Origin of the sequence: Rhodococcoides kyotonense, from assembly GCF_900188125.1 — a bacterium.
Lineage (GTDB): Bacteria > Actinomycetota > Actinomycetes > Mycobacteriales > Mycobacteriaceae > Rhodococcoides > Rhodococcoides kyotonense.
This window is the reverse complement of the sequence record NZ_FZOW01000001.1, coordinates 379063-399439: the sequence shown is the minus strand read 5'-3', so window position 1 is coordinate 399439 and position 20377 is coordinate 379063. Positions and strand designations below refer to the sequence as shown.

The following is a 20377-nucleotide window of genomic DNA, read 5'->3' as shown; positions in this document are numbered from 1 at the left end:
ACTTCAATGCACATAGAGTGGAGGGCATGAAGATCCGCGGCGCAGTACTCGAAGAAATCGGACGCTCTCGACCCTTCGCCGAGTCCCGGCCGATCTCGATCTCCGAGCTCGAACTCGCGCCACCCGGCGAGGGCGAGCTGCTCGTGCGGATCGAGGCTGCGGGACTGTGCCATTCGGATCTGTCGGTGGTCGACGGCAACCGCGTGCGTCCCGTGCCGATGCTCCTCGGCCACGAAGCAGCCGGGCGAGTGGAGGCGGTCGGCGACGGCGTCGACGACCTGCCCGTCGGCACGCGCGTCGTGATGACGTTCCTTCCGCGATGCGGCGAGTGCTCGGGCTGCCTCACCGACGGTCAGATGCCGTGCATCCCAGGCAGCGCCGCCAACAACGCAGGGACACTGCTCGACGGCAGTAATCGACTGAGCCGCGACGGCAGCGAGGTGAAGCACCACCTCGGGGTCTCGGGTTTCGCGTCGTACGCGGTCGTGAGCCGCAAGTCCGTCGTCGCCGTCGACGACGACATCCCGGCGGACATCGCCGCCGTTCTCGGCTGCGCGGTCCTCACGGGCGGCGGTGCGGTGCTCAACGCGGGACGTCCGAAGCCAGGGCAGTCGGTGATGGTGATCGGGCTCGGAGGCGTCGGGATGGCGTCGATTCTGACGGCCGTGTCCGTCGGCGCGGGTCAGGTCATCGGCGTCGACGGAGTTCCGGACAAGCTGGCCACTGCACGCGAACTCGGTGCGACACAGACATATTCGCCTGCCGAACGCGAAGAGCAGAACATCAAGGCCGACGTCGTCATCGAGGCGGCAGGCAATGCGCGTGCTTTCGAGGCGGCAGTCGCGGCGACCGCACCCGGCGGCACGACGGTCACCGTCGGCCTCCCGGCTCCCGACGCCCGCTCGTCGATCTCACCTCTCGGCCTCGTCGCCGAAGCGCGCACGATCGTCGGTAGCTACCTCGGATCGGCCGTACCTGCTCGGGACATTCCTAAGTACGCGCAGATGTGGCGTGAGGGAAGACTTCCCGTCGAGAAGCTCATCAGTTCACGCATCTCGCTCGACGACATCAACCGCGGGATGGACGAATTGGCCGACGGCAACGCCATCCGCCAGGTCATCACCTTCTAGCGGGAGGTGGCGACCCATCGTCCGTTGCGGCGCGCGATCTCGATGGGGTGATCGAAGCACTCGCTGATGTTGTCGGTGGTGAGAACGTCGTCGACGTGGCCGTCGGCCATGATTCGGCCGTCGCGCAGCAGGACCGCGTGCGACGTCGACGACGGGATCTCCTCGAGGTGGTGTGTGACGAGTATGCTGGACAACGTCGGGTGCTCGGCGCGCAAGCCGTCCAACGCCGTCAGAAGTTGTTCTCGCGCAGCCAGATCCAGACCGGTGGCCGGTTCGTCGAGCAAGAGCAGCGCCGGGTCCGGAAGCAATGCGCGGGCAATGAGCGCGCGGCCGCGCTCACCCTGGGACAGCGTGTACCACGGCGAGTCGCTGCGGTGCGTGGCGCCGAGTGCGTCGATCAACGAGTGCGCCCGCGTGACCTGTTCGTCGGTGGGTGACCAGCGTGGAATCAGATCCGGTGTGTTGGTCATGCCCGTCAACACCGTCTGGAACAGCGTCAACGACGGTTCGACGCGTAGGCGGGGGTCGACATGGCCGATGTGCGTGCGAAGTTCGCGCATGTCCACTCGTCCGAGTCGGTGGCCGAGAACATGCACGCTTCCGTGCGTGGGGTGCACGAATGCGCCGAGCAGACTGAGCAGTGTGCTTTTGCCTGCGCCGTTCGCTCCGAGCAGGACCCAGTGTTCTCCGTGCTCGACGCGCACCGACGCATCGCGCAGCAGGTAGCGCCCACCGCGCACCAGATCGACGTGGTCTGCCTGCAGGACCGGTGTTGATTCGCGCGTCACCGGACGACGGTATCGCCGCGGCGGTGACCCCCGTGCACGAGCCCCGCCGGTGTGATGTTTGACTCAGCAAAGAACCGGACACAGTATCGAGAAACCACGAGCTAGGGGTATGCATGACGTTGCCGATTCTCGAACGCGCGCGAGTTGTCGCGACGCCGGAGTGGAACCGGTGGTTGATCCCCCCGGCTGCGCTGGCGATTCATCTGGCCATCGGCTCGGCGTACGCGTGGAGTGTGTTCAAGAGCGCGATCTCTGCTCCGACCGCGTCGGACCTCAGCGGAACCGTCACGGCAATCCCGTTCCAGCTCGCGATCGTGATGCTCGGTCTGTCGGCGGCGATCTTCGGCACCCGCGTCGAAAAGAACGGCCCACGGTGGGCCATGGCGGTCTCGCTCGTGTTCTTCGTCAGCGGACTGTTGTTGTCCGCGTTGGGAATGAGCCTCGGCCAGTTCTGGCTCGTCATCTTCGGTTACGGGTTCGTCGGCGGAATCGGTCTCGGTATCGGCTACATCTCGCCGGTCTCGACGCTCATCAAATGGTTCCCGGATCGACCCGGCATGGCCACCGGCATCGCGATCATGGGCTTCGGCGGCGGCGCGTTGATCGCCTCGCCGCTCACGACGCAATTACTCTCGGGCTTCGGCGGTTTCACCGAGACATCCATCGCGAAGACCTTCTTCGTGCTCGCCATCGGGTACGCGATCTTCATGGCGCTCGGCGTCGTACTCATCCGCGTCCCCTCCGACGACTGGAAGCCCAAGGGATGGAATCCCGACGCGTCGTCGCCGCTCGTGTCGACGCACAACGTCTCCGCCGCCAATGCCGTCAAGACGCCGCAGTTCTGGCTGTTGTGGATCGTGTTGTGCTTCAACGTGACTGCAGGTATCGGAATTCTCGAACGGGCGTCGGGGATCTACCAGGACTTCTTTCCCGACGCCACATCACCCGAATCGTTGGCAGCCGCGGCTGCGGGGTTCGTGGCATTTCTGTCGCTGACGAACATGATCGGCAGATTCGTGTGGTCGTCCGTCTCGGACCTGGTGGGGCGCAAGAACATCTATCGCCTGTATCTGGGCGTCGGCGCGTTGCTGTATCTGTACATCGCCCTGTTCACGAATTCGAACAAAGTGCTGTTCTTGATCTCGGCGCTGCTCATTCTGTCGTTCTACGGCGCAGGGTTCGCGACGATGCCCGCGTACCTGAAAGACATGTTCGGTACCTATCAGGTCGGTGCGATTCACGGTCGTCTGTTGACGGCCTGGTCGGTGGCAGGTGTCCTCGGTCCACTGATCGTCAATGCGATCGCCGACGCGGGCGATCCGGGCTCGACGGGCAGATACCTTCCGGCCTTCTACATCATGATCGGTCTGCTCGCCGCTGGCTTCGTCGCCAACGAGTTGATCAAGCCCGTGAACGCGAAGTTCCACGAAACGGAGACCGCTCGATGAACGAGACACGACAACGAACGATCATGATCGGAGCCTGGATCTGGGTTGCGGTTCCGTTCGCCTACGGGTTGTACGAACTGATGCTCAAGGCCAAGAACCTTTTCGGAGGCTGAGACGCCATCGACGCGGACGGGTGAGTTCGGCGGTGTCGTAGAGGTGTTCGACGAATCGCCTCGCATCGTCCGACTCACCGTCTCTGGGGTGCGACGATGCCCATTCTGCGAACAGGGCGCCGAAACGGTCACCCAGAAGCGTCGACTCGACAGGTAGGCGTCGGGCTACGGCAGCAGTGCGCTTTCGGAGCAGAGCCGACGTCGCGACCTCGACGGCGTGTTCGTCGAACCCTGCGGGCACGGGCCCACCGGCGACCAGCGCGCGCACCAATTCCTCCTGCCGTCGGGCGAGGCTCGTCACGACCGAGACCTCCATGTGTTCGAGACGATCGACGGCAGTGTCATGGCGTGCGCGATGGCGTCGAGCTCGGCGAGGATCTCTGCGGCGGGCGGAAAATTACCATCGCGTTCGAGCATGACGGGCGGGCACAGTCCGGAATCGGCGAGGTACTCGAGGAGTGCCAGGATGTGGTCGGGCACAGGGTCGGTGTGCGTGTCGTGGTACATGCCGTCCCGAACGCTGCCGCCTGCAACGTGGCAGTACGCGATGTGTCCCAGGGGGAGTCGTCGTAGTTCGGTCAGCGGATCCGTTCGTCGATTCAACGCGTTGGCGTAGACGTTCGCGATATCCAGCACGAGCGTGACCCCGGTCCGGTCGATCAACTCGGCGAGGAATTCGCCCTCGGTGAGTTCGTCCTCCGGCCAATCGAACAGGGACGCAATGTTTTCCACGGCCAGCGGCACCGGCAATTCTGCCTGAGTGATCGAGATGTTTCGGGCGAGCGCATCGACAGCCTCGAACGTCCGAGGCATCGGCAACAAGTGTCCGGCTTCGATGCCTCCGGATCGCACGAACGCGATGTGCTCGCTGACGAGTGGCGCGTCGAGAAGCGTTGCGGTGGTGGACAGATGTTGCACCCGTGCGCTGTCGACGCGTTCGTCGCTGCCGAGCGAGAGCGAAACTCCGTGCGGCACCACAGGAACTCCGAGAGCGGACAGTGGGTCCGGCACACTGCTGCCTATCGACTCGGCGATCACTTCGCAGAATGCGAGACCGTGCAGGTCTGCGATGACGCCGGCGATCTCGGGGCGCCACCCGATACCGATTCCGTGCAGCCCGTTCATCCGCCGCACCCTCCGCCGCCGCCACAACTGCTGCTGCTACCGCTACTGCCGCAGCTGCTCGACGATCCACTGCCGTCGAAGCCGCCGCTGTCCGAGGATCCGAACGACCCGGACCCGCTGATCATGGCGCCCGCCAGTGCGGGATCGACCCACAGCAGCGCTGCACCTCCGAACAGAGCTGCCGACATTCCGGCTTTGGAGGGCCCGTACGTCGTGAACGAGGGACGCATTCGAGGCGCCAGATATGCGTTGTCGGCGGTCAATCGCCGCACTTCGGCGCGCCCTGTAGCGGTCAGCCGAGGCGCGCGTCGAACAAGAGGAATCGTTGCCGCCAGCACGAGGACTGCGAAAACCAGAAACAGGACTGGTTTACCGCCCGACAGCCCTGCGAAGATTCTGACCACACCAACCGCGACGACGACGGTGACACACATGGTCCGCAGCGAAGCCGCGGCCCGTGCACGTGGCCCCGTCAGGTAGCCCATGTCGACGAGTGGACTCCGCAGCTGGGCGAACACGACCGTCAGCGACGCCATCAGGCGTCGTCCGTTCGGCGGGCGCATGCCCGACCCGATTCGCTCCAGGACGGCTCGGGTGAACCAATCGATTCGGGTTCGTTCCTCCGCGGTGAGTGCGCGGGCTCTGCTGCCGCCCGGCTTCAGAACCCCCGCAGTGCGCAGGATGGCCAACGACGCGTGCAGTGCGGCCCGGTCACTGATGAGCGCGCCTGCTTCCGGGGGCGTCAACGGACGTGGCAGAGCGCGTGCGACCGTGCTGTTCGCGCGGGTTGCCCACGTTGCGAGCGCGGGAACCGCGACGGCGGCGATCGCCAGCGCGATGTACCAGCGCAGAAAGGTGGGTCCGTCGATACCCCACGTCGCGGTCGAGGATTCGATACTCATGCCATGCCTCCCAACGTCGTTGCCCGGCAACTGATGTCAGTATCGGGGCGCAGCCGGCAAAAGCCATACCGAGAAACCGTTCGTCACCGATCCGTTACCGGCGTACTGGGAATTCACTGGAGTCAGTAGGCTCGGTGGGTACCGCCGTCAGCGGCAGAAAGAGAGTGGAGCAGTCGTGAGTGCACAAACACCTATCCGGGTCGGCGTTCTCGGAGCCCGCGGCAAGGTGGGGCAGGCGATCTGCGCTGCCGTCGACGAGGCTGCAGGCCTCGAGCTCGTTGCCACCGTCGACCAAGGCGACCCGCTGTCGACGTTCACCGATGCATCGACCGATGTCGTCGTCGACTTCACTCACCCCGACGTCGTCATGGACAACCTGAAGTTCCTGATCGAGAACAACATTCACGCGGTAGTCGGAACCACCGGATTCGACGACGACCGATTGGCCACCGTCCGGTCCTGGCTCGAGACCTCTCCCGAGACAGGAGTGCTGATCGCCCCGAACTTCGCCATCGGCGCCGTGCTGACCATGCGCTTCGCCGAGCAGGCCGCACGGTTCTTCGACTCGGTCGAGGTCATCGAACTGCATCACCCGAACAAGGCCGACGCGCCGTCGGGAACCGCGTACCGAACCGCCGAGCTGATTGCCAAGGCACGGGAGAAGGCCGGGGTCGCGAAGAGCCCCGATGCGACGACGGCCGAGTTCGACGGCGCCCGCGGAGCCGAGGTCGACGGAGTGCGTGTCCACTCGATTCGCCTTGCCGGGCTCGTCGCGCACCAAGAGGTTCTGCTGGGAACTCTCGGCGAGACGCTCACCATCCGTCACGACTCGCTCGACCGCACCTCGTTTGCACCCGGTGTTCTGCTCGGTGTGCGCGAGATAGCCGGTCGCCCCGGACTGACCGTCGGGCTCGATCCGTTCCTGGATCTGTAACCGCGATGAACAAGGCGACCAAGGTCCTTCTCACCATCGCCGTGATGGTGGCCATTCTGGGCTTCTACTTCTACCTGCTCGGGCGCCGCGGCTTTTCACTGATCCAGACCGGTGGAGCGGTCAACATCGGTCTCGGCGTCGGCGTGATTCTCCTGCCGATCATCGGACTGTGGATCGTCTGGGCGACACTGAAAGCCGGGTTCGAACACCAGCACCTGGCCTCCAGGATTCGGGAGGAGAATCTCGAGCTCGACGTGTCCGAGATGCCGCGGATGCCGTCGGGACGCATTTCGCGCGAGGCCGCCGACGAGCTGTTCCAGCAGATCAAGGGGGAGTGGGAGAAGGACCCCGACAACTGGCGCAACTCCTACCGCCTCGCGAGGGCGTACGACTACGCAGGTGACCGTGGCCGTGCGCGCGAGACGATGAAGCGGGCCGTCGCGCTCGAACGCGAGGACTCTGCGTCGCGATGACCACGCTGCTCGTCGTCCATCACACACCGTCTCCGTCGACACGTGAACTGCTGGAGGCAGTGTTGGCGGGCGCAGCGGATCCCGACATCGAGGGTGTGACGGTACGGAGTGTCCCTGCGTTGGGCGCGACAGTTCCGGACGTTCTGGAGGCCGACGGGTATCTGTTCGGGACATCGGCGAACTTCGGGTACATGTCGGGCGCGCTCAAGCACTTCTTCGACACCACCTACTATCCCTGCCTCGACGCGGTCGCCGGGCGCCCGTTCGGACTGTGGGTGCACGGCAACAACGACACCGCCGGGGCGGTGTCCGCTGTCGGGAAGATCGCGAGCGGCTGGGGGCTCGAACAAGCGGCCGAGGTACTCGAAGTCACGAAGGTCGACAAGGCTGCACGCGAGGCCTGCTACGAGCTCGGAGGGACCCTCGCGGCAACGCTGATGGGCTAGTGTCACCTCGCATGACGGCCGACCGTTATGCGAAGTTTCTGCCAGCGGAGTATCGGGTCGACTTCGCGCCGACGTCGACGATGTGGCACTGGCGAGGGAACGATATCCGTATCGCGCGGGCTCGAAACGACGACGCTCCACTTCGAGTGATTGCGATTCACGGAGCCGGCGGGCATTCCGGGGCGCTGTGGCCGTATGCGGCGCTGGCCGCGTCGCGTGGCGCCGATGTGTTGTTCCCCGACATGCCGCTGTACGGCACGACGGTCGTCTCGGAGCCTGGTGACGTTCGATACGAGCACTGGATCGAGATGTTGTGCGATCTCGTTGTTGCTGAGCGGCAACAGGACTCGCGTCCGCTGGTGATGTTCGGCGCAAGCATGGGTGGGATGCTCGCCTACGAGGTCGCTGCTCGAACAGGTGAGGTCGCCGACGTAGTCGTGACGTGTCTCCTCGATCCATCCGACCCCGAAGCGCGTTCGGCGGCAGCCCGATTCGGATTCTTGGGTAGACCTGCGCCACAGCTTCTGAAAGTCGGTGCCGCGATAGGTGGTCGTGTTCGCGTACCGGTTCGATGGTTGATGGACATCGACAACATGAGCGCGAACCCGGAACTGTCGCGTCTGTGCGCGACGGATCCGCTCGGCGGAGGCGTATCGGTACCACTCGGGTTCCTGTCGAGCTTCATGTCGTACGAGCACGTTCGACCCGAGGGGTATGACGGGCCCGAGGTGACACTCGTGCATCCAGCGGAGGACCGGTGGACGCCGCCGGAGGTCAGTGTTCGGTTCCTGAACCGAATTGCCGGTCCGACGTCTCTCGTGATGCTCGAGGGCTGCGGGCATTTTCCGATCGAGGAGCCTGGTGTGTCTCGACTGGTTGCGACGATGGAGGGGGTCGCGCGGAAGCACGGGTGGACGCCTTAGAGATATGTCGGACCCCCGTGGCAAGGTGGACTCCATGCGCGAGATGAGTGCAGCGATGGCGAGGCGGACGGCTCTGGCCGCCCAAGGGTTGGCGTCGCCCCATCCGGTGACAGAGCGTGGTGCATCGGCGCGTGCGGTGCACAAGGTCATCGAGAGGAACCGGCTCCTTCAGATCGACTCGGTGTCCGTACTCGTGCGCGCACACTACGCACCGCTGTTCAGCCGCGTCGGGAAGTACGACCGAACTGTGGTCGACAGGGCTGCGTGGTCGGATACCACCCGCAGTCCGCGCAAGCTCGTCGAGTACTGGGCGCACGAGGCCGCGCTGATACCCGTCGAGGATTGGCCGCTGATGCGCTGGCGCACCGAGCTGTACCAGCACGGCCGCTGGGGTGGCGCCAAGACCGTTCTCGAGCGAAATCCGTCCCTGGCACAGGACGTTCTCGACGTCATCACCGCCAACGGGCCGTCGAGTGCAGGCGAGGTCGAACGTGAACTCGAGGTCGAGCGGCCGGGACGCAAGGGGCCGTGGTGGGATCGCAGTGACGTCAAGGTCGTGTGCGAGCAGTTGTTCGCCGCAGGCGTCGTGTCCGTGGCAACGCGCGCCGGTTTCGTTCGGCATTACGATCTGACCGAGCGTGTCGTTCCGGCCGACATTCTCGCGCGCACAGTCGACGAGGCCGATGCCGTGCGGGAACTGGTGACGAATTCTGCTGTTGCTCTGGGTATCGGGACAGAGCCGGATCTCCGTGACTACTACCGGCTTTCGCAGAAGCAGAGCAAAGCTGCGATCGCGGATCTGGTCGAGGACGGTGTGCTGGAACCTGTCGCGGTGAAAGGGTGGGGCGCGCCTGCCTACCTTCACGTCGATGCGCGAATTCCTCGCTCCGCCAAGGGCTCTGCTCTGTTGTGCCCCTTCGATCCGATGATCTTCTTTCGTCCCCGTGTGGAACGAATCTTCGACTTCCATTACCGCATCGAGATCTACACCCCTCAGCACAAGCGCATTCACGGCTATTACGTCTTCCCGTTCCTGGTGGACGGGGAGCTCGTCGCGCGTATCGACCTGAAGGGGGACCGAGCCCGGTCCGAGCTTCAGGTTCTCGGCGCATTCGTCGAAGGAGACCGCACCGCGTCTGTCATCGCGGACCGCCTGAAGCCTGTTCTGCGGGAGATGGCCGACTGGCTCGAACTGGAGACGGTCGTCGTCGGCGAACGGGGCGATCTCATCCCGGCACTGACAGCGATCCTGTGACACCATTTCTGCCATGACTGCCCCGTCGAGCGAGCTGCCACCTCAGGTCGTCGTACTGTTCGGAGCCACAGGAGATCTGGCGAAGCGAAAGCTGTTGTCCGGCATGATGCATCTCGCACTGTCGGATCTCGCGCCACGCATACGCGTCGTCGGGACGTCGCTGGAGGAGATGACGAGCGACGAGTTCCGGCAGATGGCACTCGAAGCCATCGACGAATTCTCCACCCGCAAGGTGACCGAAGAACAGTGGCGTCAGTTCGCGGGCAAGCTCAGCTACGTCTCGCAGAAAGCGGGCCCCGCCGCGCTCGCGGAGGCCGTGGCGCGTGCCGAGATCGAACTCGGACCGGATGCCCGTCGACTGCACTATCTGAGCGTCCCGCCCAAGGCTGCACTGGCCGTCGTCGAGATGCTCGGTGCCGCCGACCTGGTCAAGCGCTCCCGCATCATCATGGAGAAGCCGTTCGGGACCGACCTCGAGAGTGCCATCGCACTCAACGCCACGGTGCACGAGACGTTCGACGAAGAGCAGATCTTTCGCATCGACCACTTCCTCGGCAAGGAGCCGGCGCAGAACATCCTTGCGTTCCGGTTCGCGAACGGTCTGTTCGAACCGATCTGGAATCGGAACTTCATCGACCACGTTCAGATCGACGTTCCCGAGTCGCTGTCGCTGGACGGGCGCGCCAATTTCTACGAGTCGACCGGCGCGTTCAAGGACATGGTGGTGACGCACCTCTTCCAGATACTCGCATTCATGGCGATGGAGCCGCCGACCGCGCTGGAACCCGGGGCCATCGGCGAAGAGAAGAACAAGGTCTTCCGCTCGATGGTTCCCCTCGATCCGCGCAAGGTCGTCCGAGGGCAGTACAACGGCTACCGTTCCGAACCTGGAGTGGCACCCGATTCGGAGACCGACACGTTCGTGGCATTGCAGTGCGAGATCGACAACTGGCGATGGGCCGGAGTGCCGTTCTATCTGCGGACCGGCAAGAAGCTGGCCGAGGGGCAACGCATCATCTCGATCGCGTTCAGGGAACCGCCGAAGAGCATGTTTCCGACGGGTTCGGGTGTGGGCGCCCAGGGGCCCGATCACCTGACGTTCGATCTTGCCGATGCGTCAAAAGTGTCGTTGTCGTTCTACGGCAAGCGGCCCGGACCAGGCATGAGACTGGACAAGTTGAGCATGCAGTTCGCGATCGGTGAGACCGAGCGCGCGGCAGACGTTCTCGAGGCGTACGAGCGCCTGATCCTCGACGCCATGCACGGCGACCACACGCTGTTCACGACGGCCGAAGGCATCGAGAGGCTGTGGGAGGTGTCGGCACCGCTACTCGCTGACCCGCCTCCCGTTCGCCAGTACGTTCCGGGATCGTGGGGGCCCAATGCCATTCACCAGCTGATCGCACCGCACGCCTGGCGGCTGCCGTTCGAGCGTGCGTGGCGTGAGAAACGCTGAACTCGGATCAGTACGGCCGTTCCTTCCGCATCTGATCGCGCAGCGCGCCTTGTACTGCCTGTGACAGCCACGAATTGAGCGACACCCCGTTCATCGACGCGGCCTCTTCGGCGCGTTCCTTGACGTGCTCGACCATGCGGAGAGTGACCCGGCGCATTTCCCCGGTGACGACTTCCATCGTCGGGTAGTCCTCGGGTTCCACTGTCGGAGCTTCGGCGTCGGCCGGTTCGATGTCACGAGTGACGTCGGCGATCGCCTCGTTGCCGGACAGTCTCAGGTGGACCGAATGCCCGTCGACCTTGGAGGAGATCTCATCGGCGAAATCGGAGAGGGCCTGGAGCAGCATGAGCCTGGCCGACGCCTGTGCTGCGGCACCGAGAGCATCGGCGGTTCGCCTGGTGTGATCGTCACCCAGTGCTGCGGCAGCGAGTAGATCGGCGCGGAGTGATGCGGTGTACGAGTCGAGTTCCATGACGCCAGTGTGACGTCATTTATGACGTCACGCAAGGCGTCACTCGGACGTCCCGCTAGTGTTCGACTCGAACATGAGCAGCTCGAGCGGGAGGAAAGCGGTGTCGAAGACGGTTTCGCTGAACGTGCAACTGGTGGCGAAGACCGATTTCGTCCAACCCGAGAACATTCCGTGGGAGACCGACGCCGACGGGGGACAAGCGCTCGTCGAGTTCGCCGGCCGCGCCTGCTATCAGAGCTGGTCGAAGCCGAATCCACGGACCGCGACCAACGCGTCGTACCTGCAGCATCTCCTCGACGTCGGGCATCTGTCGGTTCTCGAGCATGCGTCCGTCAGCTTCTACATCACCGGAATCTCACGCTCGTGCACGCACGAGCTGATCCGCCATCGTCACTTCTCGTATTCGCAGTTGTCGCAGCGGTTCGTCAACGAGCGTGACGCCAACGTCATCGTGCCCCCGGCGATCGAGGGGGATCCGGAACTCGAGGCGCTGTTCACCACGGCGACCGACGCGTCGCGGGCGGCGTACGCGGAGCTGCTCGCTGCGCTCGAGGGCAAGCTGGAAGGCGTCACCGGCGCCGCGCTACGGAACAAGCAGGCGCGTCAGGCGGCGAGGTCGGTTCTGCCGAACGCGACCGAGACCCGCGTCGTCGTCACAGGCAACTATCGGGCGTGGCGTCACTTCGTCTCGATGCGCGCATCCGAGCACGCCGACGTCGAAATCCGCCGCGTCGCAGTGGAGTGCCTGCGCCAGTTGGTGGCGGTTGCGCCCGACGTGTTCGGCGACTTCGAAATCTCCGCCCTTTCGGACGGTTCGGAAGTGGCACACTCGCCGTTCGTCACCGAGGTCTGAAGGCGGAACAGCCGAGACCACCGGGTAACCTTTCCGACCATGACATACGGTGATGCCGCCCCGCCCATCCAGCCTCCGTTCGGCACGGTGCTCACCGCAATGGTGACGCCGTTCTCCGCCGACGGAAAGCTGGACATCGACGCGGGCGTGCGTCTTGCTCACCACCTCGTAGAGCAGGGCCACGACGGCCTGGTGCTCGCCGGAACCACCGGCGAATCGCCGACAACCACCGAGAACGAGAAGCTCGACCTCATGCGCGCGGTCATCGCCGCCGTCGGACATCGCGCTCGGATCATCGCCGGTGCAGGCAGCAACGACACCGCACACAGTGTCGAGTTGGCACGGGACGCCGCGCGCGCGGGAGCCCACGGCCTGCTCGTCGTCACTCCGTACTACTCACGCCCACCGCAATCCGGCATCTATGCTCACTTCACCGCGGTAGCCGACGCTACCGATCTGCCGGTGATGCTGTACGACATTCCTCCGCGCTCCGTCGTTCCCATCGAGACGGAGACTCTGCGTCGTCTCGCAGACCACCCACGCATCCTCGCGGTGAAGGATGCCAAGGGCGATCTCAACGCAGGTGCGGAACTGATCGCGTCGACCGGATTGCAGTTCTTCTCCGGCGACGATCCACTGAACCTCCCGTGGCTGTCGGTAGGTGCCACCGGATTCGTCAGCGTCATCGGACACCTCGTTCCCGCGCGCCTACGTGAACTGCACACGGCATTCATGATGGGCGACATCGCTCGCGCGCAGGCGATCAACGTCAGCCTTCTTCCCGTCATCAGGTCCGTCGCACGCCTCGGCGGCGTCAGCGCAGCCAAAGCCGGACTGCGCCTCATCGGACTCGACGTCGGCGAACCACGACTTCCCCAGGTGCCACCGAGCATCGAACACATCGAATTGCTCGCAGCAGATCTGCGAGCAGCAGGAGTACTTGTATGAGCAGACCACCCCGATCACGCGGCCGCGCTACCCGAAGCGCAGGACCGCCCTCCGAACGTCCCGCACAGCAGTCGCGGCCGGCCCAGCAGTCACGACCCGTCGTGCAGAATTCGGCTCGGACACAGCGCCCCGACACCCGACGCGAAGTAGACCCGACCGATCGACTGGGCACGCCACCGAAGGCGCCGTTCAAGGGGCTTCGTATCGTCGCGCTCGGCGGCATCGGCGAAATCGGCCGCAACATGACCGTGTTCGAGCATCAGGGCAAGCTCCTGATCGTCGACTGCGGCGTGCTGTTTCCCGAGGACCAGCAGCCCGGCGTCGACCTGATTCTTCCGGACTTCCGGCACATCGAAAATCGCATGGCCGACGTCGAAGCCGTCGTCCTGACGCACGGACACGAGGACCACATCGGCGCTGTGCCGTTTCTTCTCCGTCTCCGTCCCGACGTTCCCGTCGTCGGCTCGAAGTTCACGTTGGCGCTCGTCGCGGCCAAGTGCCGTGAGCACCGGCTGCGGCCGAATCTCATCGAGGTCACCGAAGGGCAGAAGACGACCCACGGGCCGTTCGAGTGTGAATACTTCGCCGTCAACCACTCGATCCCGGATGCGCTCGCGATCGCGATTCGCACCGATGCCGGTCTGGCGCTGCACACCGGAGACATCAAGCTCGATCAGCTCCCGCTCGACGGCAGGCTGACCGACCTCGCGGGCTTCTCTCGCCTCGGCGACGAGGGCGTCGACCTGTTCCTGGTGGACTCCACCAACGCCGAGGTCCCGGGATTCGTCACCCCCGAGCGTGAAATCGGCGGTGTGCTCGACACCGTCATCGGCAAGGCCAAGCAGCGCGTCATCGTCGCGTCGTTCGCCAGCCACGTTCACCGTATCCAGCAGGTCATCGACGTTGCCGAGCGGTACAACCGTCGCATTGCGTTCGTCGGTCGGTCGATGGTGCGCAACATGCAGATCGCTCAGGATCTCGGATACCTCCGCGTTCCCGACGGTCTCGAGGTCAACGTCGACACCGCGGCGACGCTCCCGGACGACCGGCTCGTACTCATATCCACCGGATCCCAGGGCGAGCCCCTCTCGGCACTGTCCCGCATGGCACGCGGCGAGCACCGCCAGATCAACGTCAAGGCCAACGATCTCGTCGTGCTCGCGTCGTCGCTCATTCCGGGCAACGAGAACTCGGTGTTCGCCGTCGTCAACGGGCTCGCCAAACGCGGCGCGACCGTCGTGACGCAGCAGAATGCCAAGGTGCACGTGTCGGGTCACGCGTCGGCAGGCGAATTGCTCTACCTGTACAACGCGGTTCGTCCGACCAACGCCATGCCCGTGCATGGCGAGTGGCGTCACCTGCGCGCCAACGCTGCACTCGCGAAAGCGACCGGCGTCGCCGAGGACCGTGTCGTGCTCGCCGAGGACGGCGTCGTCGTCGACATGGTCGACGGCCTCGCACGCATCGTCGGTCAGGTGCCCGTCGGTCACGTCTACGTCGACGGCCTGTCCGTCGGTGACGTCGGCGACTCGACGCTGTCGGACCGCCTCGTCCTCGGTGAAGGCGGATTCATCGCGATCACCGTCGCCGTCGACTCGACCACCGGGCGCGCCGTCACGGCTCCTGAGGTCTCCGGACGCGGTTTCTCCGACGACCCGGCGGCATTGAAGGAAGCCGGCCAGCTCGTCGAGGCCGAATTGCAACGCCTGGCATCGGACGGCGTCACCGACACGCACCGCATCGCGCAAGCGGTACGACGCGTCGTCGGCCGGTGGGTGGCCGAGAAGTACCGCCGCAAGCCGATGATCGTTCCCACGGTCATGGAAGTCGGAAAGAAGTAGCACGCCGCGTGCGTAGTCGGTGTCCGTGCCGACTACGCACGCGCTCGGCCGTCAGGCCAACAGTCGCCAGAGGCCGATGATGCCGAGAGCGACGATGGTCGCGCGAAGTGCGGTGGGGGACAGGCGTCGTCCGTATCGTGCGCCGATCGATCCACCGACGAGCGAGCCGACAGCGATCAATCCGGCTGCGGCCCAACTGATTCGATCGAACGCCACGATCGTATAGGCGACGGCCGCGACGATGTTCACGATGAGAGACAACAGATTCTTGGCGGCGTTCATCCGCTGAATCGACTCCGGCAGCAGAGCGCCCATCACGCCGATGAGCAGAATGCCTTGTGCCGCAGTGAAATACCCGCCGTAGATGCCCACGAGAAACGTGCCGATGGTGAGCATCACCAGATGCCCTCGTCCGACGTGGTCGGCGGCCTTGCCCGCGGCTTCCGACCGTCCCCGCGCCCACTTCTGAATGCGCGGCTGCGTGACGACCAAGATCAGCGCCCCGATCAGCAGCACGGGAACGACTGCCGCGAACACGGTCTCGGGGAGGTGCAACAGCAACCACGCGCCCAGTAGAGCGCCGAAGAAGGACGCTGGAATCTGCCACCGCAGCCGATCCCACTGTCCGCGAAGTTCTCGACGGTAACCCCACGTGCCGGATACGCCTCCCGCCACGAGTCCGACGGCGTTCGACATCGTCGCCACGACAGGCGGATATCCGAAGGCTACGAGGGTGGGGAAGGTGATCAGCGTTCCGGAACCGACGACCGCGTTGATCGCTCCGGCACCGAATCCAGCAACGAGAATGATCAGAATTTCGGAGATCGGCACCGACCCGAGATTACGGCTCGCGCGGGGGCGCGTCGTCGACGGGGCACGTACGGTGGTTCGATGTGAGCCTCGCACAGCGTGAACGCGCCGACCTCGTCTCGACTCTCTCTGCGGTGGGGGAGTCCGCGCCTACGTTGTGCGGTGACTGGACGGCCCGGGATCTGGCGTCGCACCTCGTCGTCAGGGAACGACGTCTCGATGCCGCACCAGGGATTCTGTTGCCGTTTTTGGCCGGCTACACCGAACAGGTCCAGAATCGTGTCGCCCAGAGGCCGTTCACCGAGCTGGTCGACGCCATCGCCTCGGGTCCGCCGATCTGGTCGCCGTTCAAGATCCTGGACCCGGTGATCAACGTCGGTGAGATGTTCGTGCATCACGAGGATCTACGACGCGCCGTGCCCGGCTGGGATCAGCGCGTGCTGTCGGCGGCCATGGAGAGCAAGTTGTGGTCGACGGCGTCGATGATCGGACGGCTGGCGTACCGCGGAGCAGGTGTCGGCGTGACACTCCGCACCACCGACGGTCGGTCCGCCGCCGTCACCACGGGGCGCGGTCGCTCGGTGGTGTTGACGGGGACGCCGTCGGAACTGCTGCTGCACGCGTTCGGACGGTCCGAGGTGGTTCTGGATGCCGACGGTGACGACGCCGACGTGCAGGCAGTACAGAACCTCGATCGCAGCTTCTAGAATTGTTACTCGTGTTGCGGATGGTTTCGAAGGTGCCCTTGCGACTAGCCTAGGGGCCATGGCAGGAAAGACCAGCACTCGAAGTTCGCGAGCCGGCGGTGCCGGAGATGGTGCGGCGTCGCGTGCTTCGGGGGCATCGCGGAAGTCTTCCGGAGGACGAACGACACGGACCGTGTCGACGCCACGCAAACCGACGGCACCACGCAAGTCCAGCCCGTCGAAGGCAGGCGCGACCACGCGGTCAGCCGCGACGCGCAGGCCCGCGACGAAGAAGAAGTCCGGCGGTGGAGCTCTGTCCGCTGTCGGCCGCGGTATCTCGTCCACGTGGTCCATGGCAGCGAAAGGCGTGGGCGCGACGACGCGCACCGTCAGCAAGGCCAAGGACATCGAGCACGGCCATCGTCGCGACGGCATCGCTCTCGGACTCATCGCCGTCAGCGTCGTCGTCGCCGCTGCCGTCTGGTTCAGCGCAGGCGGACCTGTCGGTGAATGGATCGAGGTCGCGGTTCGGGCACTCGTCGGCGACGCAGGCTACGTCGTACCCGCGCTGGGAGTCGCCTGCGCGGTGCTGCTGATGCGGTCCCAACCGAACCCGGACATCCGTCCACGGCTGGTTCTCGGTTCGATACTCGTGATCCTCCCGATTCTGGCCCTGTGGCACCTGGCTGCGGGCTCGCCCACGGACGCCGCAGGCCGCTCGACCGGTGGCGGCTTCTTCGGCTACATCGCCGGCGGTCCCATCTCCGACGGTCTGACGGTCTGGTTGGCTGTCCCGCTCCTGCTGCTCGCCGGACTGTTCGGCGTTCTGCTCCTGACCGGCACGACTGTTCGTGACGTACCCGACCGGCTGCGATCGCTGTTCGGCACCGACAGTCGGGGCGACGAGTACGGCGACTACGACCCCGCCGACTACGGCTCCGAATTCGACGACGGATACGGCGGTTACGACGACGCAGCCCTCGACGGCTACCCCGTCGACGGAGGCGATCCGTACTCCAACTACCCGACCGAGGAGTACGTCCCGGTCAAGAAGACGCGATCGCGTCGTACCCCACCGCCGGAGGCGCCGACCGAGGTCATCGCGCCGGAGCCCGAGCCCGTTCCCGCACCGGCAGCCGCGGTGGCACCGCCGAAGCCGAAGCCGAAGCCCATCGTCAAGGAGACGGCACCCAAGCCGCAGGCCGACGACGAGAAGATCGTCGTGGACCGCGTCGTCGACGGGGACTACACGCTGCCGTCACTGTCGCTGCTGATCGACGGAGACCCGCCCAAGACGCGCAGTCAAGCGAACGACGCGATGATCGAGGCCATCTCGGAGGTGCTCGAGCAGTTCAAGATCGACGCTGCCGTCACCGGGTTCACCCGCGGCCCGACCGTCACTCGCTACGAGGTCGAACTCGGGCCCGGCGTCAAGGTAGAGAAGATCACCGCGCTCGCACGCAACATCGCGTACGCGGTCGCCACCGACAACGTTCGTCTGCTCGCACCGATCCCGGGCAAGTCCGCGGTCGGCATCGAGGTGCCCAACTCCGATCGCGAGATGGTGCGTCTCGCCGACGTGCTGACCGCGCCGTCGACGCGCAAGGATCATCACCCGCTGGTGATCGGTCTCGGCAAGGACATCGAAGGCGACTTCGTCAGCGCCAACCTCGCGAAGATGCCCCACCTTCTGGTGGCCGGTTCGACGGGTTCCGGTAAGTCGAGCTTCGTGAACTCGATGCTCGTCTCGCTGCTGGCGCGAGCGACGCCCGACGAGGTCCGGATGATCCTGATCGACCCCAAGATGGTCGAGCTGACGCCGTACGAGGGCATTCCCCACCTCATCACCCCGATCATCACGCAGCCGAAGAAGGCAGCGGCAGCGCTCGCCTGGCTGGTCGAGGAGATGGAACAGCGCTACCAGGACATGCAGGTCAACAAGGTCCGCCACATCGACGACTTCAACAAGAAGGTCAAGTCGGGGGAGATCACCGCGCCTCTCGGCAGCGAACGTGTGTACCGGCCCTACCCGTACATCCTGGCGATCGTCGACGAGCTCGCCGACCTGATGATGACGGCGCCTCGCGACGTAGAGGACGCCATCGTCCGTATCACGCAGAAGGCCCGTGCGGCCGGAATCCACCTGGTGCTCGCGACGCAGCGACCGTCGGTCGACGTCGTCACCGGTCTGATCAAGACCAACGTGCCGTCTCGGCTCGCGTTCGCGACGTCGTCGCTGACGGACTCGCGGGTCATTCTCGATCAGCCGGGTGCGGAGAAGCTCATCGGTATGGGCGACGCGCTGTTCTTGCCCATGGGCGCTGGGAAGCCGACGCGTCTGCAGGGTGCATTCATCACCGACGAAGAGATCGCCGCCGTCGTCGACTTCGCGAAGAACCAGGCGGAGCCGGAGTACAACGAGACCGTCACCGCGGCCAAGGCGTCGGACAAGAAGGACGTCGACCCGGACATCGGCGACGATCTCGATGTTCTGCTTCAGGCCGTCGAACTGGTCGTGACGAGTCAGTTCGGTTCGACGTCCATGCTGCAACGCAAGTTGCGCGTCGGATTCGCCAAGGCAGGTCGGCTGATGGATCTCATGGAGAACCGGGGAGTTGTAGGGCCGAGCGAGGGCTCGAAGGCCCGCGAGGTGCTGGTCAAGCCGGACGAGCTCGACGGTCTGCTGTGGTCGATCAAGGGTGGGGACCCGGGGGAGGAGTAGTGCGCCTGCGGCGCCCGTGAGTGCGTAGTTGGCATCAGGACCAACTACGCACTCACGGGCCGCGCAGCGGCACTAGGCGAACGCGCCCATCACGGGAGTCCATTCGCTGATGACGGATGCCTCGACGAGGTTCTCCACCTGGAACGGATCCTGCGCGAACAGTGCCTCGACGGACGCGAGGTCGGTGCCCTCGACGATGATGAGCGCACCGCTGCCGTCGGCGAAGGGGCCGGAAGACACGAGAACCTTCTGGTCCAGCTGATCCTTCAGCCATGCGCGGTGCGTCGCGCGGTGCGTGTCACGCCCGTCCGTGGTGCTGGGTGAATACGTGTAGACAACGGAGAACAACGCCATGGAACGTACTTCCTTAGATTCGAGCCGACTGATCGTGGGACACCAGGAATCCTGTCAGAGCGACAGCAGCATCCGGGTATTGCCGAGTGTGTTGGGTTTCACGTAGCTCAGATCGAGGAACTCGGCGACGCCGGTGTCGTACGACCGGCACATCTCGGCGTACACCTCGGCCGTGACGGGAGTGCCGTCGATCTCGGCGAAGCCGTGCCGGGCGAAGAAGTCGACCTCGAACGTCAGCACGAACAGGCGGCCGAGCGACAGTTCGCGTGCGACGCTGATCAACTTGTCGACGATGAGATGCCCGGCGCCGTGGCCTTTGGCCGACGGGTCCACCGCGACCGTGCGGACCTCACCCAGGTCCGCCCACAGAACGTGGAGTGCACCACACCCGATGACAGTGTCCGCCCGTTCGGCGACCCAGAACTCCTGAACGGCTTCGTACAGCGTCACGAGATTCTTCTCGAGCAGGATCTTTCCGGCGTAGATGTCGATCAGCCGCTTGATCTCGGGAATGTCGGACGTACGTGCGCGCCGAACGACCAGTTCGTCGCCGCCGTGTGGCCTGACGACGTCGTCGGATGCTGGTTCTTCCGGCGAATCGACGTCGAGTCGACTCGCCCGGTTCGGCGCAGAAGTCATGTGGTGAACAGTAGTCAACGCGGCAACGGATATTCTCTCCGTGTGTCCGTTACCGAAGT

The 20377-nt window shown here is 64.9% G+C and carries 22 protein-coding genes; 14 read left to right on the top strand and 8 right to left on the bottom strand.

Features of this window, described 5'->3' with window-relative positions; translation table 11 throughout:
• Positions 1-26 precede the first annotated feature (26 nt).
• A complete protein-coding gene (locus tag CHB96_RS01820) occupies positions 27-1130 on the top strand; it encodes an alcohol dehydrogenase catalytic domain-containing protein (RefSeq protein ID WP_089243066.1) in 1104 nt (367 codons plus the stop codon).
• Here the strand turns inward: CHB96_RS01820 and CHB96_RS01815 are convergent.
• Positions 1127-1918 carry an ABC transporter ATP-binding protein gene (locus CHB96_RS01815; protein WP_089242829.1) on the bottom strand — a complete coding sequence of 264 codons (792 nt, stop codon included), beginning with the start codon at positions 1916-1918 and terminating at the stop codon, positions 1127-1129. The genes CHB96_RS01820 and CHB96_RS01815 overlap by 4 nt on opposite strands.
• Positions 1919-2031: 113 nt before the next feature.
• On the opposite strand from CHB96_RS01815, the gene CHB96_RS01810 reads away from it, so the two are divergent.
• Both CHB96_RS01810 and CHB96_RS30490 read left to right on the top strand, forming a co-directional pair.
• Positions 2032-3366, top strand: coding sequence for an OFA family MFS transporter (locus CHB96_RS01810; RefSeq protein WP_089242828.1), 1335 nt, complete (start codon positions 2032-2034; stop codon positions 3364-3366).
• Entirely contained in the window at positions 3363-3479 is a 117-nt protein-coding gene (locus tag CHB96_RS30490; protein ID WP_442978049.1) for an MFS transporter small subunit, read from the top strand. The genes CHB96_RS01810 and CHB96_RS30490 overlap by 4 nt, the downstream gene beginning before the upstream one ends.
• Here the strand turns inward: CHB96_RS30490 and CHB96_RS01805 are convergent.
• From CHB96_RS01805 to CHB96_RS01795, 3 genes are read right to left on the bottom strand one after another with little or no spacing between them, the layout of a single operon-like run.
• On the bottom strand, positions 3451-3780 hold the full coding sequence (locus CHB96_RS01805; protein ID WP_089243065.1) for an SCO6045 C-terminal-like domain-containing protein: 330 nt from the start codon (positions 3778-3780) through the stop codon (positions 3451-3453). The genes CHB96_RS30490 and CHB96_RS01805 overlap by 29 nt on opposite strands.
• Positions 3777-4604: an MbnB/TglH/ChrH family RiPP precursor modification enzyme gene (locus CHB96_RS01800; RefSeq protein WP_089242827.1), complete on the bottom strand. Its 828-nt coding sequence runs from the start codon at positions 4602-4604 to the stop codon at positions 3777-3779. Before CHB96_RS01800 ends, CHB96_RS01805 begins: the two co-directional genes overlap by 4 nt.
• Positions 4601-5506 carry a TIGR04222 domain-containing membrane protein gene (locus CHB96_RS01795; protein WP_089242826.1) on the bottom strand — a complete coding sequence of 302 codons (906 nt, stop codon included), beginning with the start codon at positions 5504-5506 and terminating at the stop codon, positions 4601-4603. The genes CHB96_RS01800 and CHB96_RS01795 overlap by 4 nt, the downstream gene beginning before the upstream one ends.
• Before the next feature lie 175 nt (positions 5507-5681).
• Between CHB96_RS01795 and dapB the strand changes: the two genes are divergently transcribed.
• From dapB to zwf, 6 genes are read left to right on the top strand one after another with little or no spacing between them, the layout of a single operon-like run.
• Complete coding sequence (dapB, locus tag CHB96_RS01790; RefSeq protein ID WP_089242825.1) at positions 5682-6440, top strand: 4-hydroxy-tetrahydrodipicolinate reductase; 759 nt, start codon at positions 5682-5684, stop codon at positions 6438-6440.
• Between the two features lie 5 nt (positions 6441-6445).
• Positions 6446-6913, top strand: coding sequence for a tetratricopeptide repeat protein (locus CHB96_RS01785; protein WP_089242824.1), 468 nt, complete (start codon positions 6446-6448; stop codon positions 6911-6913).
• Complete coding sequence (locus tag CHB96_RS01780) at positions 6910-7359, top strand: flavodoxin family protein (protein WP_089242823.1); 450 nt, start codon at positions 6910-6912, stop codon at positions 7357-7359. The genes CHB96_RS01785 and CHB96_RS01780 overlap by 4 nt, the downstream gene beginning before the upstream one ends.
• 11 nt (positions 7360-7370) lie before the next feature.
• A complete protein-coding gene (locus CHB96_RS01775; RefSeq protein ID WP_089243064.1) occupies positions 7371-8282 on the top strand; it encodes an alpha/beta hydrolase in 912 nt (303 codons plus the stop codon).
• Positions 8283-8316: 34 nt separating this feature from the next.
• Entirely contained in the window at positions 8317-9537 is a 1221-nt protein-coding gene (locus tag CHB96_RS01770; RefSeq protein ID WP_089242822.1) for a winged helix-turn-helix domain-containing protein, read from the top strand.
• Positions 9538-9550: 13 nt separating this feature from the next.
• Complete coding sequence (zwf, locus tag CHB96_RS01765) at positions 9551-10993, top strand: glucose-6-phosphate dehydrogenase (RefSeq protein WP_089242821.1); 1443 nt, start codon at positions 9551-9553, stop codon at positions 10991-10993.
• A 7-nt stretch (positions 10994-11000) separates the two neighbouring features.
• On the opposite strand, the gene CHB96_RS01760 is transcribed toward zwf, so the two are convergent.
• Complete coding sequence (locus tag CHB96_RS01760; RefSeq protein ID WP_089242820.1) at positions 11001-11465, bottom strand: hypothetical protein; 465 nt, start codon at positions 11463-11465, stop codon at positions 11001-11003.
• Positions 11466-11565: 100 nt separating this feature from the next.
• Between CHB96_RS01760 and thyX the strand changes: the two genes are divergently transcribed.
• Genes thyX through CHB96_RS01745 form a run of 3 tightly spaced genes read left to right on the top strand, consistent with a single transcriptional unit; the run spans position 11566 to position 15107 of the window.
• On the top strand, positions 11566-12318 hold the full coding sequence (gene thyX / locus CHB96_RS01755; protein WP_176444069.1) for an FAD-dependent thymidylate synthase: 753 nt from the start codon (positions 11566-11568) through the stop codon (positions 12316-12318).
• Between the two features lie 39 nt (positions 12319-12357).
• Positions 12358-13266 (top strand): 4-hydroxy-tetrahydrodipicolinate synthase, encoded by a 909-nt coding sequence (gene dapA, locus CHB96_RS01750; protein ID WP_089242819.1) that lies wholly within the window; start codon positions 12358-12360, stop codon positions 13264-13266.
• A complete protein-coding gene (locus CHB96_RS01745; protein WP_089242818.1) occupies positions 13263-15107 on the top strand; it encodes a ribonuclease J in 1845 nt (614 codons plus the stop codon). The genes dapA and CHB96_RS01745 overlap by 4 nt, the downstream gene beginning before the upstream one ends.
• A 51-nt stretch (positions 15108-15158) precedes the next feature.
• Here the strand turns inward: CHB96_RS01745 and CHB96_RS01740 are convergent, their stop codons facing one another.
• Positions 15159-15938 (bottom strand): sulfite exporter TauE/SafE family protein, encoded by a 780-nt coding sequence (locus tag CHB96_RS01740; protein WP_089242817.1) that lies wholly within the window; start codon positions 15936-15938, stop codon positions 15159-15161.
• A 62-nt stretch (positions 15939-16000) separates the two neighbouring features.
• On the opposite strand from CHB96_RS01740, the gene CHB96_RS01735 reads away from it, so the two are divergent.
• Together CHB96_RS01735 and CHB96_RS01725 are read left to right on the top strand one after the other, a co-directional pair.
• A complete protein-coding gene (locus CHB96_RS01735) occupies positions 16001-16624 on the top strand; it encodes a TIGR03085 family metal-binding protein (protein WP_089242816.1) in 624 nt (207 codons plus the stop codon).
• 58 nt (positions 16625-16682) lie between these two features.
• On the top strand, positions 16683-19325 hold the full coding sequence (locus tag CHB96_RS01725) for an FtsK/SpoIIIE family DNA translocase (protein ID WP_176444068.1): 2643 nt from the start codon (positions 16683-16685) through the stop codon (positions 19323-19325).
• A gap of 72 nt (positions 19326-19397) precedes the next feature.
• Here CHB96_RS01725 and CHB96_RS01720 read toward each other — a convergent pair whose 3' ends face one another.
• Both CHB96_RS01720 and CHB96_RS01715 read right to left on the bottom strand, forming a co-directional pair.
• Positions 19398-19679, bottom strand: coding sequence for a YciI family protein (locus CHB96_RS01720; protein ID WP_089242815.1), 282 nt, complete (start codon positions 19677-19679; stop codon positions 19398-19400).
• Between the two features lie 54 nt (positions 19680-19733).
• A complete protein-coding gene (locus CHB96_RS01715; RefSeq protein ID WP_245865130.1) occupies positions 19734-20318 on the bottom strand; it encodes an amino-acid N-acetyltransferase in 585 nt (194 codons plus the stop codon).
• Positions 20319-20377 lie beyond the last annotated feature (59 nt).

Excerpts from the sequence above, each read along its gene's own strand:
- CHB96_RS01820 (WP_089243066.1), top strand. The coding sequence starts at position 27 with ATGAAGATCCGCGGCGCAGTACTCGAAGAAATCGGACGCTCTCGACCC.
- CHB96_RS01810 (WP_089242828.1), top strand. The coding sequence starts at position 2,032 with ATGACGTTGCCGATTCTCGAACGCGCGCGAGTTGTCGCGACGCCGGAG.
- CHB96_RS30490 (WP_442978049.1), top strand. The coding sequence starts at position 3,363 with ATGAACGAGACACGACAACGAACGATCATGATCGGAGCCTGGATCTGG.
- CHB96_RS01800 (WP_089242827.1), bottom strand. The coding sequence starts at position 4,604 with ATGAACGGGCTGCACGGAATCGGTATCGGGTGGCGCCCCGAGATCGCC.
- CHB96_RS01795 (WP_089242826.1), bottom strand. The coding sequence starts at position 5,506 with ATGAGTATCGAATCCTCGACCGCGACGTGGGGTATCGACGGACCCACC.
- CHB96_RS01785 (WP_089242824.1), top strand. The coding sequence starts at position 6,446 with ATGAACAAGGCGACCAAGGTCCTTCTCACCATCGCCGTGATGGTGGCC.
- CHB96_RS01780 (WP_089242823.1), top strand. The coding sequence starts at position 6,910 with ATGACCACGCTGCTCGTCGTCCATCACACACCGTCTCCGTCGACACGT.
- CHB96_RS01775 (WP_089243064.1), top strand. The coding sequence starts at position 7,371 with ATGACGGCCGACCGTTATGCGAAGTTTCTGCCAGCGGAGTATCGGGTC.
- CHB96_RS01770 (WP_089242822.1), top strand. The coding sequence starts at position 8,317 with ATGCGCGAGATGAGTGCAGCGATGGCGAGGCGGACGGCTCTGGCCGCC.
- zwf (WP_089242821.1), top strand. The coding sequence starts at position 9,551 with ATGACTGCCCCGTCGAGCGAGCTGCCACCTCAGGTCGTCGTACTGTTC.
- CHB96_RS01760 (WP_089242820.1), bottom strand. The coding sequence starts at position 11,465 with ATGGAACTCGACTCGTACACCGCATCACTCCGCGCCGATCTACTCGCT.
- dapA (WP_089242819.1), top strand. The coding sequence starts at position 12,358 with ATGACATACGGTGATGCCGCCCCGCCCATCCAGCCTCCGTTCGGCACG.
- CHB96_RS01745 (WP_089242818.1), top strand. The coding sequence starts at position 13,263 with ATGAGCAGACCACCCCGATCACGCGGCCGCGCTACCCGAAGCGCAGGA.
- CHB96_RS01725 (WP_176444068.1), top strand. The coding sequence starts at position 16,683 with ATGGCAGGAAAGACCAGCACTCGAAGTTCGCGAGCCGGCGGTGCCGGA.
- CHB96_RS01720 (WP_089242815.1), bottom strand. The coding sequence starts at position 19,679 with ATGGCGTTGTTCTCCGTTGTCTACACGTATTCACCCAGCACCACGGAC.
- CHB96_RS01715 (WP_245865130.1), bottom strand. The coding sequence starts at position 20,318 with ATGACTTCTGCGCCGAACCGGGCGAGTCGACTCGACGTCGATTCGCCG.